The following is a 14,265-nucleotide window of genomic DNA, read 5'->3' as shown; positions in this document are numbered from 1 at the left end:
GGCGCCGCCCTCGAGGCAGGGTCACTCGTCAGCGGCGTCCGTCCACTTGCCCGCCTCGCGCTCGGTCCACAGCTCGCTGCGGGCCTCCGCCTTCGCGTCCATGCGGTCGTGGTACCGCTCGCGCTTCTCGTTGCGGCTCGGACGCGAGTGGTCCTCGAGGCGCAGGTCGGTGCCTCGCGGGCCCGTGAGGAGCTCGGCGCCCGTCATGAGGGTGGGCTCCCAGTCGAACACGACCGCGTTGTCGCCTGCGCCGATGAGGACCTCGGCACCGGCGCGGGCGCCTGCCTTGAGGAGCGCCTCCTCGACGCCGAGGCGTGCGAGCCGGTCTGCAAGGTAGCCGACGGCCTCGTCGTTGTTGAAGTCGGTCTGGCGCACCCAGCGCACGGGCTTGGTGCCCGTGACGCGGAAGTACTCCTGACCGTCCTCCTCGACGCGCGTCACGCTGAAGCCGGAGTCGTCGACGGCCTTCGGGCGCAGCACGATGCGGGCGGGCTCAGGAGCCGGCGCCTCGCGGCGCGCCTTCTCGACGAGCTCGGCGAGCGCGAACGTGAGCTGCTTGAGTCCCTCGTGGCTCACCGCGGAGATCTCGAAGACGCGCAGGCCGCGCCCTTCGAGCTCGGCGGTGACGAAGTCGGCGAGCTCGCGCGCCTCGGGGACGTCGATCTTGTTGAGCACGACGAGGCGAGGGCGCTCGGCGAGCGGCACACGCGAGCCGTCGATGTCGAGGTCCGCCGAGTAGGCGGCCAGCTCGGCCTCGATGACGTCGAGGTCCGAGATCGGGTCACGACCGGGCTCGAGGGTCGCGCAGTCGAGGACGTGCACGAGGACGGCGCACCGCTCGATGTGGCGCAGGAACTCGAGGCCGAGGCCCTTGCCCTCGCTCGCGCCGGGGATGAGGCCGGGCACGTCGGCGACCGTGTAGCGGGAGTCGCCCGCCTGGACGACGCCGAGGTTCGGCACGAGCGTCGTGAACGGGTAGTCCGCGATCTTGGGGCGTGCTGCTGAGATCGCCGCGATGAGCGAGGACTTGCCAGCGCTCGGGTATCCGACGAGGGCGACGTCGGCGATCGTCTTGAGCTCGAGGACGACGTCTGCCTCGTCGCCCGGCTCACCGAGGAGCGCGAAGCCGGGTGCCTTGCGCTTCGCCGACGCGAGCGACATGTTGCCGAGGCCGCCGCGGCCGCCGGCGGCGACGACGTACTCCGCGCCCTCACCGACGAGGTCCGCGAGGATGTTGCCGTCCAGATCCTTCACGACGGTCCCGTCGGGGACGCGCAGCACCAGGTCCTGGCCGTGGGCGCCCTGGCGGTAGTCCCCCATGCCCATCGCACCCTTGTCGGCGCGGCGGTGCGGCGAGTGGTGGTACTCGAGCAGGGTCGTCACCTGGGCGTCGACGACCAGGCGGACGGACCCGCCGTCGCCACCGTTGGCGCCGTCCGGTCCCGCGAGGGGCTTGAACTTCTCTCGACGGATCGACGCACAGCCGTTGCCGCCGTCACCGCCGAAGGCGTGAAGGACGACGCGGTCGACAAAGCTGGCCATGGGGGTTCCTCAATGCTTGCGGTGAAAATTGCGAGAGGGGCGCACCGTACCGGTACGCCCCTCTCGAAGATGATCTGACGATCAGGCAGCAGCCTCGATGTCGACGACCTTGCGGCCACGACGGGTGCCGAACTTGACGGCGCCGGCCTCGAGGGCGAACAGCGTGTCGTCCTTGCCACGGCCGACGTTGACGCCGGGGTGGAAGTGCGTGCCGCGCTGGCGGACGATGATCTCGCCGGCCTTGACGACCTGGCCACCGAAGCGCTTGACGCCAAGACGCTGAGCGTTGGAGTCACGACCGTTGCGAGAGGAGCTCGCACCCTTCTTGTGTGCCATGACGGCAACCTACCTTCTTGCTGAACGAATAGGACATGCTCCGGGCTGCTCAGACGCGGCCCGGAGGAAGATCACTTGATGCCGGTGACCTTGAGGCGCGTGAGGGCCTGGCGGTGGCCGATGCGCTTGCGGTAGCCGGTCTTGTTCTTGTACTTGAGGATGTCGATCTTCGGGCCCTTCTCGTCCCGAACGATCTCGGCGGTCACCGTCACCTTGGCCAGAGCCGCAGCGTCGGAGGTCACCTTCTCACCGTCCACAAGGAGGAGTGCGGGCAACTGAACGGACTCACCGGACTTGCCGGAGAGACGGTCGACGACGACGACGTCACCAACAGAGACCTTCTCCTGGCGGCCACCAGCCTTGACGATCGCGTACACCACGTTGCTGCTCATCTCTCTAGGTCTTCTCGGCGTGCTCATCACCGGAAGGATCCGGGAGCACACGGGAACAGGCGCGAACCAATACGCGCCGACGTTCAAGGTTACGGAACTTGGAGCGGGGGGTCAAATTGCTCGACTCCCCCACGACGTTCGGGGCGTCGCTCGCCCCCACATCATCTCGCGAGGTCAGCGCCCGCACCAGGTGCGACGCGCCGATCTGTCCGTGTGAGGCGTCACACCGGGGTCCTGAGGACCCCGGTGCTCCGTCTCGTTCAGCCCTCGTTGGGGCTGCTGCTCGGTGCGCCAGCGGCGCGCGTCGACCGCCCGCGCGACGAGGCCCGGCGCCGCTTGGGCGCCGTCGTCGCAGGCTCTGACGACGGGCCCGCGGGGACCGCGATGTCGTCGACCGACGTGATCGTGTCGCCGCTGGGCGCGGCGGACGTCTCGGAGCCGGCGTCCCGGCGCACCGAGGCGAGCTCGGCGAGGACGTCGAGGACCGGCGCCTCGGACGGGGCGTCCGTGGTAGCGGGCTCCGCCCCGCCCTCCTCGGCCTGTACTGCAGGAGCAGCCGGACGGGTCGCCGCACGACGACGGCGCTTCGGCTCGGCGGCGACGGGCTCAGCCGCAACGGGCTCAGTGGCGACCGGCTCGGCCACGACGGGCTCCGAGACGGCTGCTGCGACCGGCGCAGCCTCGACGTCAGACGTCACCGCGGGCTCAGCCTCGACTGCCGGCTTCTCCGCGTGGTCGTGCTCGTGGGCGTGCGCCGCGGCGGCAGCGATCGTCGCGAGGGTCTCCTTGACGGCCTTGCGCGCCTCCTCCTTCGGGAGGACGGGGACCGCGGGGGCCGCCGACGAGGACTCGTCCTTGTCTCCACCACCGCGCTTGCGGCGTGACCGCTTGGACTCGCCCTCGGGACGGTCCTGGCCGGCGCCGTTCTGGCCGCCGTTGCCCTTCTCGATGGGCTCGGCGTGCACGAGGAAGCCGCGGCCGTTGCAGTGCTCGCACGTCGTGCTGAAGGCCTCGACGAGGCCCTGCCCGACGCGCTTGCGCGTCATCTGTACGAGGCCGAGCGACGTGACCTCCGCGACCTGGTGCTTCGTCCGGTCCCGGCCGAGGCACTCGACGAGACGACGCAGCACGAGGTCACGGTTGGACTCGAGGACCATGTCGATGAAGTCGATGACGATGATCCCGCCGATGTCCCGAAGACGGAGCTGACGGACGATCTCCTCAGCGGCCTCGAGGTTGTTGCGGGTCACCGTCTCCTCGAGCGTGCCGCCAGAGCCGGTGAACTTGCCCGTGTTGACGTCGACGACGGTCATCGCCTCGGTGCGGTCGATCACGAGCGAGCCGCCCGACGGGAGCCAGACCTTGCGGTCCATGCCCTTGGCGAGCTGCTCGTCGACGCGGTGCGACGCGAAGACGTCCTTCTCTCCCGTCCAGCGTGTGACACGCTCGGCGAGGTCGGGAGCGAGCTCGCCGACATAGCTCGAGATCTCGTCCCACGCGGACTCGCCCTGGACGACGAGCGACGAGAAGTCGTCGTTGAAGATGTCGCGGACGACACGGATCGCGAGGTCGGGCTCACCCTGCAGCAGGGCGGGCGCCGAGGCGGTCTTCGCCTTCTTCTCGATCTTCGCCCACTGGTCCTGCAGGCGGGTCACGTCGGCGCGCAGCTCGTCCTCGCTCGCCCCCTCGGCGGCGGTACGGACGATGACGCCGGCGTGGTCGGGGACGATCTCCTTGAGGATCTTCTTCAGGCGCGCGCGCTCAGTGTCGGGGAGCTTGCGGGAGATGCCCGTCATGCCGCCACCGGGGACGTACACGAGGTAGCGGCCCGCGAGCGTGACCTGCGACGTGAGGCGTGCGCCCTTGTGGCCGATCGGGTCCTTCGTCACCTGGACGAGGACCGAGTCGCCCGACTTGAGCGCCTGCTCGATGCGGCGCGGCTGACCTTCGAGGCCCGCAGCGTCCCAGTTGACCTCACCGGCGTACAGGACAGCGTTGCGGCCCTTGCCGACGTCGATGAACGCGGCCTCCATGCTCGGCAGCACGTTCTGCACGCGACCGAGGTACACGTTGCCAGCCATCGAGGCCTGCTCCTGCTGGGAGACGTAGTGCTCGACGAGCACGCCGTCCTCGAGCACGGCGATCTGCGTCCGGCCGTCGCGCTCACGCACGACCATCGAACGCTCGACGGACTCGCGGCGGGCGAGGAACTCGGCCTCGGTGATGATCTGACGACGACGGCCCGCGTCACGGCCCTCGCGGCGGCGCTGGCGCTTCGCCTCGAGACGCGTCGAGCCCTTGAGCGCGGTGACCTCGTCGGCCCCCGTGCCGCGACGTGCGCGGGTCGAGGACGTCGCGCTGGTCGACTCCGTGTCACGAGCACCGGGGGTGCGGCGGCGACGGCGACGGCGACGGCTCGACGAGCTGCCGCCCTCTGCGTCCTCGCCTGCCTCGTCCTCGTCCTGGTCCTCGTCGTCCGTGTCGCTCTCGGCCTCGGTCGTCTCGGCGGCACGGCCCGAGCCGCGGCGCGAACGGCTGCGCGAGCGGCCCGAAGGCTTCTCGGCGTCGGTCTCATCGCCCTGCTCGGCGTCAGGCTCGTCGTTCTCGTCGGAGGCTTCGGTGTCAGTCTCGTCGCCCTGCTCGCCCTGGGCGGAGCTGCGGCGGCGGCCACGGCCACCACGACGGCGGCGACGGCGCTGGCCGCCCGCTGAGCCGGACTCCTGGTCCTCGCCCTGCTCGGCGTCGTCAGACTCGTCGTCCGTCTCGGCGTCGTCGTCCACCTCGGGCGCGTCCGCGTTGTCCTGGTCGGTCTCGACCTCGGCGACGACCGCGTCGACGATCTCCTCGGACTCCTCGTCGGACTCCTCGTCGGGGACGGGGACGATCGCTTCCGGCGGGCCCGCCGGAGCAGACACGCGACGACGACGGGCTCGGCCCTTGGTCGGGTCCGGCGCCTGGAACAGGAGGGCGGTCATCGGGAGCCGGGTCTCGACGACCGGCTCTTCCTCGGCCGCGTCGGCAACGGTCTCGGCCTGCGGCGCCACGGTCGGCGCCTCCTCGACGCGAGGCGTGGTCGCGCGGCGGGACCGGCGCGCAGGCTTCTCGGGAGCCTCGTCCGTGGTCGCGTCGACCGCCGGGGCCTCGGCGGGCACAGCCTTCGCCCGGCTCGAGCGCCGAGCACGGGGCGCGGTCTTCTCGACAGCGGTCTCCTCGACGGCGGGCATCTCGGTCGTCTTCTCAGCAGGAGCGTCGACGACATCGGCCGCGGCGGCCGGCTTCGTCGCGCGGCGGCTGCGCGTCGTCTTCTTCGGCGCGGGCGCCTCGGTACCTGCGTCCCCGGCGAGGGGCTCGGGAGCGACACCTTCCGTCGCCGCGGCGGGCGCAGTCGCACGGGTCGCACGGGTGCGCCGCTTCGGCGCAGCAGCCTCGGCCTCAGCCGCGGGAGCCTCGGCGACTGTCGCTTGATCGGCGGGCGACTCGGTCACGGGCCGGGCCTTGCGGGTGCGGGGAGTCTTCGTCTGCGGCGCGGTCGTCGACTCCGTCGCCGCGGCGGCCGGCGCGGCTACGCTCGTCGCCGTCTCGCTCTGCACGGGGGCGGGGGTGCCCGCCGAACGCACCACGCGGCGACGCGTCTTCTTCACGGGCTCGGTCGAGCCCTCGGCGTTCGCGGTGCTGTTGTCGAGGTTCACTCGTGGTACTCCTGCCCCAGGCTGCGCCACACACCGGGCGGGCCCGAGAAGCTCGGTCGTCGCTCACCCGCAGGCGGCGACGGAAGTCGTCGAGACGGCCCGGCAGCGCAGTCGGGGCGGTCGCGCGTCGATGTCGACGGCTGCGTTCCGCGACGACGGGTCCAGGGGCGTCGAGGACGGCGTCTCACGCCGATCCCGCGCCTCGCGGACCGATCGGTGGACCGGTGCCTGCTGCGAGCTCGTCGCAGAGGTCCGTGGTGTGACGGGCCCCCGCTGCCGCAAGTATCTCACAACGCCCCCTCCGCGCCCGGGAAGCGACGCGACTCACAACGGCAGCTCTTTCGGGACCTAGGTCCTGGCCCGTCTAGTACCGAGGTCCTAGGTTCGACTTGTCACGACAGTGCGTCACCTCGTGACTACTTGTGCACCTCGGAACCGGACCAAGGAAGACCAGTGGACGTACTCGATCTCGGCAGGTGGCAGTTCGGCATCACGACCGTCTACCACTTCATCTTCGTCCCGCTCACGATCGGCCTCTCGCCGCTCGTGGCCGGCCTGCAGACCGCCTGGGTCCGGACCGGGGACGAGAAGTGGCTCAAGCTCACCAAGTTCTTCGGCAAGCTCCTGCTGATCAACTTCGCGATCGGAGTCGTGACCGGCATCGTCCAGGAGTTCCAGTTCGGCATGAACTGGAGCGAGTACTCGCGGTTCGTCGGTGACGTCTTCGGTGCCCCGCTCGCCATGGAAGCCCTCGCCGCGTTCTTCGTCGAGTCGACGTTCCTCGGCCTGTGGATCTTCGGGTGGGGCCGCCTCCCCAAGAAGATCCACCTCGCGTGCATCTGGGCCGTCGCCCTCGCGACCAACCTCTCCGCCTACTTCATCCTCGCCGCCAACTCGTGGATGCAGCACCCCGTCGGCTCGATCTTCAACGAGGAGACCGGCCGCGCCGAGCTCGTCGACATCTGGGCGGTGCTGACCAACAACACCGTGCTCGCAGCGTTCCCGCACACGATCACTGCCGCCTTCGTCACCGCCGGAACGTTCGTGGCCGGGATCAGTGCCTGGTGGATGGTCCGCCTCGTCCGTTCGAAGAAGGCCGAGAACATCACCCTCGCGAAGACCGTCTACCGCTCCGGCCTGCGCCTGGGCATGTGGGTCATGCTCGTCGCCGGCGTCGGTGTCGCCTTCACCGGCCACTGGCAGGCACAGCTCATGTTCGACCAGCAGCCCGCCAAGATGGCTGCCGCCGAGGGCCTCTGCCACAGCGAGAAGGGCGCCGACTTCTCGATCCTGACGGTCGGCAACCTCAACGGCGACTGCGCGAGCGTCAAGCACATCATCGCGCTGCCGAACCTCACGTCCTTCCTCGCGACGAACACGTTCGACGCCGAGATCAAGGGAACGATCCAGATCCAGGACGAGATGGCGCAGAAGTTCGGCGCCACCCGCGGCGAGCACTCCGAGATCGTCGGCGTCGACGCCCCCACGGACGGCACGGCCGACCAGGAGCTCAGCTACATCCCCAACCTCGCCGTCACCTACTGGTCCTTCCGCCTCATGATCGGATTCGGCGTGTTCTCCGCAGCGCTCGCGCTCGCCGGCCTGTGGGTCACCCGCAAGGGCGGCGTCACCGACTCGAAGTGGATCAAGCGCCTCGCGCTCGTCGCCATCCCGGCCCCGTTCCTCGCCTCCGCGTTCGGCTGGATCTTCACCGAGATGGGCCGCCAGCCCTGGGTCGTCTACCCCAACCCGAACCCGAGCGGTGTCGACGGCGTCTGGATGATGACGTGGCGCGGCGTCTCGAACGGCGTCGGGCCCGGGACGGTCATCACGTCCCTCGTCGCCTTCACCCTCGTCTACGGCGCGCTCGCGGTCGTCTGGGGCAAGCTCATGCACCGCTACGCGATCGAGGGCGTCCCGACCGAGGTCCACGACGAGTCGCCCGAGGCGAACCCCGACAAGGACGAGGACGCTCCGCTGTCCTTCGCCTACTGAGCCGACAGAGAAACGAGAGAAGAAGCGATCATGGGCCTCCCCGACCTCTGGTTCATCCTCATCGCCGTCCTGTGGACGGGCTACCTCGTCCTCGAGGGATTCGACTTCGGCGTGGGCATGCTGCTGCCCGTCCTGGGCCGCAAGGACAAGGACCGGCGCGCGATCATCAACACCATCGGTCCCGTCTGGGACGGCAACGAGGTGTGGCTGCTCACGGCAGGCGGCGCGACGTTCGCCGCCTTCCCCGAGTGGTACGCGACCCTGTTCTCCGGGTTCTACCTCCCGCTGCTGCTGATCCTGCTCGCGCTCATCATCCGCGGCGTCTCGTTCGAGTACCGCGGCAAGATCGCGGACACCCGCTGGGCCGCCTGGTGCGACCGCGGGATCATCGTCGGCTCGTGGGTCCCGTCGATCCTCTGGGGCGTCGCGTTCGCGAACCTCGTGCGCGGCGTCGAGCTGGACGCGTCGCACACGTTCACGGGCGGCTTCTTCTCGCTCCTGAACCCGTTCGCGCTCCTCGGTGGCGTCGTCACGCTCGGCCTGTTCCTCACGCACGGCGCCGTGTTCCTCGCGCTGAAGACCGACGGCGACATCCGCGTGCGTGCCCGCGCCCTCGGCCTGCGCTTCTCGATCGGCACGACCGTGGCCGCCGGCACGTGGGCCGTGTGGGCGCAGCTCGCCTACTCCGTCGCGTGGACCTGGGCCGCTGTGGCCGTCGCCGCCGTGAGCCTCGTCCTCGTCGTCGTCATGGTCGCCAAGGACCGCGAGGGCTTGGCATTCCTGTTCTCCGCGCTCGGCATCGTCGCGGCCGTCGTGCTGATCTTCGGGTCGATGTACCCGGACGTCATGCCCGCGATCGACCCGGCGAACTCGCTCAACGTCGACAACGCAAGCTCGACGAACTACACGCTGACGGTCATGACCTGGGTCGCCGCCGCGCTCGTACCCGTCGTCCTGCTCTACCAGGGCTGGACGTACTGGGTCTTCAAGAAGCGGATCACGGTCGCCCACATCCCGGAGCCGATCGGCCTCTCCCTCAAGAAGACCGACGACGTCACCTCCGCGTGATTCCATCGACCCTGTGAAGCCGCTCGACCCCCGACTCCTCAGGCACGCCCGTCCCGCCCGTCGCTACGTCCTGCTGACGGCGGCGACGGGCGTCGCCACGACCGGGCTCGTCGTGGCCCAGGCGATCCTCATCGCTGCGATCCTCGCGCCGGCGGTCTCGACCGCGCGGCCGCTCGGTGAGGCGTGGGACCTCGTCGGATGGCTCGCCGCGGTCGTCGCAGCCCGGGCTGGCGTGGTCCACCTCCAGGAGCGGTTCGCGCACCGCGCTGCTACGCGCACGATCATCGACCTGCGCCGCCAGGTCGTCAGGGCAGCCGTCGCCCGCGGGCCACGCTGGCTCGCGGGCGGCGACGGCCCCGCGACCGTCACCCTCGCGACGCGCGGGCTCGAGGACCTCGAACCGTACTTCGTGCGCTACCTTCCCCAGCTGCTCCTCGCGGCGACGCTCACCCCGGCGACGCTCGTCGTCGTCTGGTGGCACGACTGGGTGGCCGGCGTGATCATCCTCGGCACGATCCCGCTCGTGCCGATCTTCATGATCCTCGTCGGCCAGCTCACCCAGGGCGTCTCGGACCGTCGGCTCGCCACGATGCAGCGACTCGGCTCGCAGGTCCTCGACCTCGTCGCAGGCCTGCCCACGCTGCGCGCCCTCGGTCGCGAGAAGGGCCCGGCCGCCCGCGTGCGGGCCCTCGGCGACGCGCACCGCCGCGCGACGATGGGCACGCTGCGCGTCGCGTTCCTCTCCGGGATGGTGCTCGAGCTGCTGACGACGCTGTGCGTCGCGGTCGTCGCGGTCTCGGTCGGTCTGCGCCTCGTCGACGGCGGCTTCGACCTGCAGACGGGCCTCGTCGTCATCGTGCTCGCCCCCGAGGTGTTCCTCCCGCTGCGCCAGGTCGGCCTGCACTTCCACGCGTCGACCGACGGCCTGGCCGCAGCCGATGCTGCGTTTGCCGTCATCGAGTCCCCCGACGCCCGGCCCGACCACCGTGGCACAGCTGACCCGTTCGACGGCGGCACGTTCGCCGGCGTCCGGCTCGACGGCGTGAGCGTGCGAGCGCCAGGCCGCGACGTCGTCGCGCCGGACCATCTCGACCTCGACGTCGTCCCCGGCCGGGTCGTCGCCCTCGTCGGCCCCAACGGGGCCGGGAAGTCGACCGCCGTGCTCGCCCTGCTGGGGCTCGAGCCGGTCGACGCCGGGACCGTGACGGTCCGCACGTCCGACGGCGACGGCCGGCGCACCGAGACCTCGCTCGACGACCTCGACCTCGCCGCCTGGCACCGCCAGGTCGCATGGGTGCCGCAGCGCGCCCTCCTCACCCCCGGCACGATCATCGACGCCGTCCGTGGCACCACGCCCCTCGCGGCCCACGAAGCCAAGGACGGCGACCCGTCCCCCGGAGAGCTCGCCGCCGCCCGGCTCACCGGCCTCGACGACGTCGTCGCCACCCTGCCCGCAGGCTGGCGCACGCGCGTCGGCACCGGCGGGATCGGCCTGAGCCTCGGCCAGCGTCAACGCGTGATCCTCACGCGCGCCCTCGTCGACGACAGACCGGTCGTCGTCCTCGACGAGCCGACCGCACACCTCGACGCGCTCTCCGAGCAGCAGGTCCTCGACGCGGTCGCCACGATGCGCGACGCCGGGCGTGCCGTCCTCGTCGTCGCGCACCGCGCCGCGCTCGTCGACCTTGCCGACGACGTCGTCGAGGTCAGCGCACGATCGCTCGACGCTCGCACGGAGGTGACCCCGTGAGCGCCCCCGCCAGCGCTCCCGTGCGCCCCGACGTGCTGCGCCGCGCGATCGCCCTGCTCGACGTCGACCGGCGCAGGGTCGTCAGCGCCGTCCTGCTCGGCAGCCTCGCCCTCGGCTCCGCCGTGGCGCTCGCCGCCGTCTCCGCGTGGCTCATCGCGCGCGCGTCGCAGATGCCGCCCGTGCTCACCCTGTCCGTCGCGACCGTGTCCGTGCGCGCGTTCGGCATCTCCCGCGGCGTGTTCCGCTACCTCGAGCGCCTCGCGTCGCACGAGGTGGCACTGCGCGGCATGGCAAACCTCCGCACGACCGTCTACGAGCGGCTCGCCGCCGGCAGGCTCGACGCGGTCGCAGCACTGAGGCGCGGCGACCTGCTGGCGCGCGTCGGTGCGGACGTCGACTCGGTCGGCGACGTCGTCGTGCGGGCCCTCGTCCCCGCAGGCGTCGCCACCGTCCTCGACATCGGGTCGGTCGCGCTCGTCGCGGCCTTCCTCCCGTCGGCCGCCGTCGTGCTGCTCGTGTGCCTGCTCGTCGCGGGCGTCCTGTCCCCATGGCTCACCGCGCGCGCGACGCGCGCGACCGAGGTCGCGTCTGCGGCCGCGCGCGCTGAGATGTCTGACGCCGCGCTCACCGTCCTCGAGGACTCCGCAGCCCTGCGCGTCTCGGGACAGCTCCCCGCGCAGCTCGCGCGTCTCCAGGCGGCCGAGGACGACCTCGCCGCGGCGGTCGACCGCGGGGCACGCCCGCTCGCGACGAGCGCCGCGCTCGCGAACGCCGCGCTCGGCGTCGCGGTCCTCGGCGCGATCCTGCTCGGTGTCCCCGCCGTCGGGGCGGGCACGCTCGCCCCGGTCGAGCTCGCCGTCGTCGTCCTCGCCCCGCTCGCCATGTTCGAGGCGACGAGCGTCCTGCCCGCCGCGGCGGTCCAGGTGCTCCGCTCGCGCGAGGCCGCGGCGCGCATCCTCGAGCTGCTCGACGGCGCGGCTGACGCGCCAGCCGCCGACGCACCCGTGGCATCGGCCGCTCCCCTCACCGGAGGCCCCGTCCGGATCAGCGCGCGCGGCGTCACCGTCGGCTGGCCCGGGCACGGCCCGGTCCTCGCGGCCCTCGACGTCGACCTCGCCCCCGGCCGCCTCGTCGCGCTCGTCGGGCCGAGCGGCGTCGGCAAGACCACGACCCTCCTGACCCTCGCCGGCCACGTACCGCCCCAGGGCGGCGACCTCGTGACCCGCCGCAGCGACGTCGCCGTGACGCCCGAGGACGCCCACATCTTCCGCACGACCCTCCTCGAGAACCTGCGTGTCGCCCGCGGCGACGTCACCCCGGACGAGGCACGCGCGGCACTCGGGGCTGTCGGCCTCGACGCGTGGCTCGCAGGCCTGCCCGGCGGGCTCGACACCGACCTCGGCCCCGGCGGCGCTACCGTCTCGGGCGGCGAACGACGCCGCCTCCTCCTCGCCCGCGCACTGCTCACCGAGGCGCCGCTCGTCGCGGTCGACGAGCCCGCCGAGCACATGGACGACGCCGCGGCACGGTCCCTCTTCGCCGAGGTGCTCCCCCGGCTCGTCGCCGACGGCCGCGGGGTCATCCTCGCGACCCACCGCCTCTCCGGGCTCGAGGCGGCCGACGAGGTGCTCGTCCTCGAGCGCCGACCTGACGGTGTCGCGCACGTCGCCCGGCGCGGCACCCACGAGTACCTCCTCCACCACGATCCTGCGTACCGTGGGGCCTACGACCACGAGCAGGCCGCCAACCGGCCCGCCCAGGAGCACGGGAGCCCCACCGCATGAGCGTCACCGAACCACGCCGCACCGAGCAGGAGGTGCTCGACGCCGTCCTGGCCCTCGCAGCCAACCTCGAGCTGCCCGACGTGCTCCAGACCTTCGTCGAGACGTGCTCACGCCTGACCGGAGCGCCGTACGCGGCGATCAACGTCACGGACAAGAACGACCAGTCGACGACGTTCGTCCAGGTCGGCATCGACGAGCGCACCGCCGCGCAGCTCGAGCACCCGCCGGGTCACCACGGCGTCCTGTCGACGATCCCCGCACAGGGGACGCTCGTCCTGTTCGACCTCATGAAGGACCCCGCGTTCAAGGGCTTCCCTCCCGGCCACCCTCCTATGCACCAGTTCCTCGGTGCGGCGATCCGCGTCGGCGACTCCGTCTACGGGCACCTCTACCTCGCGGAGAAGCCGGGCGGCTTCACCGAGGACGACTCGCGGATCGTCATGGCGCTCGCCGCTGCCGCGAGCGTCGCGGTCGAGAACGCTCAGCTCTACGACCTCGCGGCGCGCCGGGAGCGCTGGCTGCGTGCCGGTCAGGAGCTGACGACCCTGCTGCTGTCGGGCGAGAAGGACGAGGAAGAGGTCCTCCAGGAGATCGTCTCGACGTCGCGCTACATCTCGGGTGCGGACACGGCCGCGCTGATCCTCCCTGGCGTGCGGGGGCGGCTGTTCATCGAGTTCGCCGAGGGATGGTCCGCACAGGACATCATCGGCACGGAGGTGCCGCCCGACGGCGTCGCGGGGACTGCCCTCGCGTCCGGGTGGGGCACCCTGCTCGACCTGTCGACCGCACCCGGCATCCGCGTGCCTGTCATGCGTCGCTTCGGTCCTGCTCTCTACGCGCCGATGGGCACCGTCGAGGACCCGGTCGGTGTGCTCGTGCTGCTGCGCCAGATCGGCGCGGAACCGTTCGACGAGACGGACCTCGCGACCGCGGAGACCTTCGCGGGCCAGGCAGCGATCGCGATGATCCTCGCGTCGGCGCGACAGTCGCAGGCGGAGGCCGAGCTCGCGGGCGAGCGTGACCGCATCGCGCGCGACCTCCACGACCTCGCGATCCAGCAGCTCTTCGCGACGGGGATGCAGCTCGAGACGGTGCGCCGTCGTGCCGCACGGGGCGTGGACGCGACCGAGCTCGTGAGCATCGTCGAGGAGTCGCTCGACAACGTCGACTCGACCGTGCGACAGATCCGCGCGATCGTCCACGCGCTGCGCGACCCGGACGCTGCGACGAGCGTCGTCGAGCGGCTGCGGCGCGAGGCGTCGCTCGCGCGCACGGGCCTGAGCTTTGCTCCGTCGATGGTCATCACGCTCGACGGGCACGTCATCGGGTCGGAGCACACGGAAGGGCTCCAGGTCGACGAGTCGGTCATCGACGACCTCGTGACGGACGGTCTCGCGGACGACGTCGTCGCGGTCGTGCGCGAGGGTCTCGCGAACGCGGCGAGGCATGCGCACGCGTCGTCGGTCCAGGTCACCGTCGACGTCACGAGCACCCACCCGGACGTGCTGCCGGGCGTCATCCTGCCCGGCGAGGTCGTCGTGACGGTCACCGACGACGGCGTCGGCCTCGCGTCGGTGTCCGGGCGCCGATCGGGCACGGGGAACCTCGCGGCGCGCGCTCGTCAGCACGGCGGGACGTTCGAGATCACGCCCAACCCTGAGGGCGCCGGCACCGTCATCCGATGGCAGGCGCCGCTCGGCTGACGCGTC

At 71.5% G+C, this 14,265-nt stretch carries 9 protein-coding genes; 5 read left to right on the top strand and 4 right to left on the bottom strand.

Annotation, left to right across the window (positions count from 1 at the left end; all coding sequences use genetic code 11):
* Positions 1 to 21 precede the first annotated feature (21 nt).
* The 4 genes from obgE to AC4F3Q_RS11410 all read right to left on the bottom strand — a co-directional run bounded on the left by obgE (position 22) and on the right by AC4F3Q_RS11410 (position 5,959).
* The gene (gene obgE / locus AC4F3Q_RS11425) at positions 22 to 1,542 is read right to left on the bottom strand and encodes a GTPase ObgE (protein ID WP_491040068.1); all 1,521 of its coding nucleotides are present in this window, start codon (positions 1,540 to 1,542) and stop codon (positions 22 to 24) included.
* A gap of 81 nt (positions 1,543 to 1,623) precedes the next feature.
* Positions 1,624 to 1,878 (bottom strand): 50S ribosomal protein L27, encoded by a 255-nt coding sequence (gene rpmA / locus AC4F3Q_RS11420; protein WP_098458801.1) that lies wholly within the window; start codon positions 1,876 to 1,878, stop codon positions 1,624 to 1,626.
* A 71-nt stretch (positions 1,879 to 1,949) separates the two neighbouring features.
* A complete protein-coding gene (gene rplU, locus AC4F3Q_RS11415; protein WP_219810427.1) occupies positions 1,950 to 2,258 on the bottom strand; it encodes a 50S ribosomal protein L21 in 309 nt (102 codons plus the stop codon).
* A 272-nt stretch (positions 2,259 to 2,530) separates the two neighbouring features.
* The gene (locus AC4F3Q_RS11410) at positions 2,531 to 5,959 is read right to left on the bottom strand and encodes an Rne/Rng family ribonuclease (RefSeq protein WP_491040067.1); all 3,429 of its coding nucleotides are present in this window, start codon (positions 5,957 to 5,959) and stop codon (positions 2,531 to 2,533) included.
* 453 nt (positions 5,960 to 6,412) lie between these two features.
* Here AC4F3Q_RS11410 and AC4F3Q_RS11405 point away from each other — a divergent pair, with 453 nt between their 5' ends.
* From AC4F3Q_RS11405 to AC4F3Q_RS11385, 5 genes are read left to right on the top strand one after another with little or no spacing between them, the layout of a single operon-like run.
* On the top strand, positions 6,413 to 7,954 hold the full coding sequence (locus tag AC4F3Q_RS11405; RefSeq protein ID WP_491040066.1) for a cytochrome ubiquinol oxidase subunit I: 1,542 nt from the start codon (positions 6,413 to 6,415) through the stop codon (positions 7,952 to 7,954).
* 30 nt (positions 7,955 to 7,984) lie between these two features.
* On the top strand, positions 7,985 to 9,022 hold the full coding sequence (gene cydB / locus AC4F3Q_RS11400) for a cytochrome d ubiquinol oxidase subunit II (protein ID WP_491040065.1): 1,038 nt from the start codon (positions 7,985 to 7,987) through the stop codon (positions 9,020 to 9,022).
* Positions 9,023 to 9,035: 13 nt separating this feature from the next.
* The gene (cydD, locus tag AC4F3Q_RS11395; protein ID WP_491040064.1) at positions 9,036 to 10,772 is read left to right on the top strand and encodes a thiol reductant ABC exporter subunit CydD; all 1,737 of its coding nucleotides are present in this window, start codon (positions 9,036 to 9,038) and stop codon (positions 10,770 to 10,772) included.
* Positions 10,769 to 12,556 (top strand): thiol reductant ABC exporter subunit CydC, encoded by a 1,788-nt coding sequence (gene cydC / locus AC4F3Q_RS11390; RefSeq protein WP_491040063.1) that lies wholly within the window; start codon positions 10,769 to 10,771, stop codon positions 12,554 to 12,556. The genes cydD and cydC overlap by 4 nt, the downstream gene beginning before the upstream one ends.
* Positions 12,553 to 14,259 (top strand): sensor histidine kinase, encoded by a 1,707-nt coding sequence (locus tag AC4F3Q_RS11385; RefSeq protein WP_491040062.1) that lies wholly within the window; start codon positions 12,553 to 12,555, stop codon positions 14,257 to 14,259. Before cydC ends, AC4F3Q_RS11385 begins: the two co-directional genes overlap by 4 nt.
* Positions 14,260 to 14,265 lie beyond the last annotated feature (6 nt).

Source organism: Flavimobilis sp. BM9, from assembly GCF_058313055.1.
Note: the sequence above shows the minus strand (reverse complement) of the source record. Positions and strands in the feature narration are given on the sequence as shown.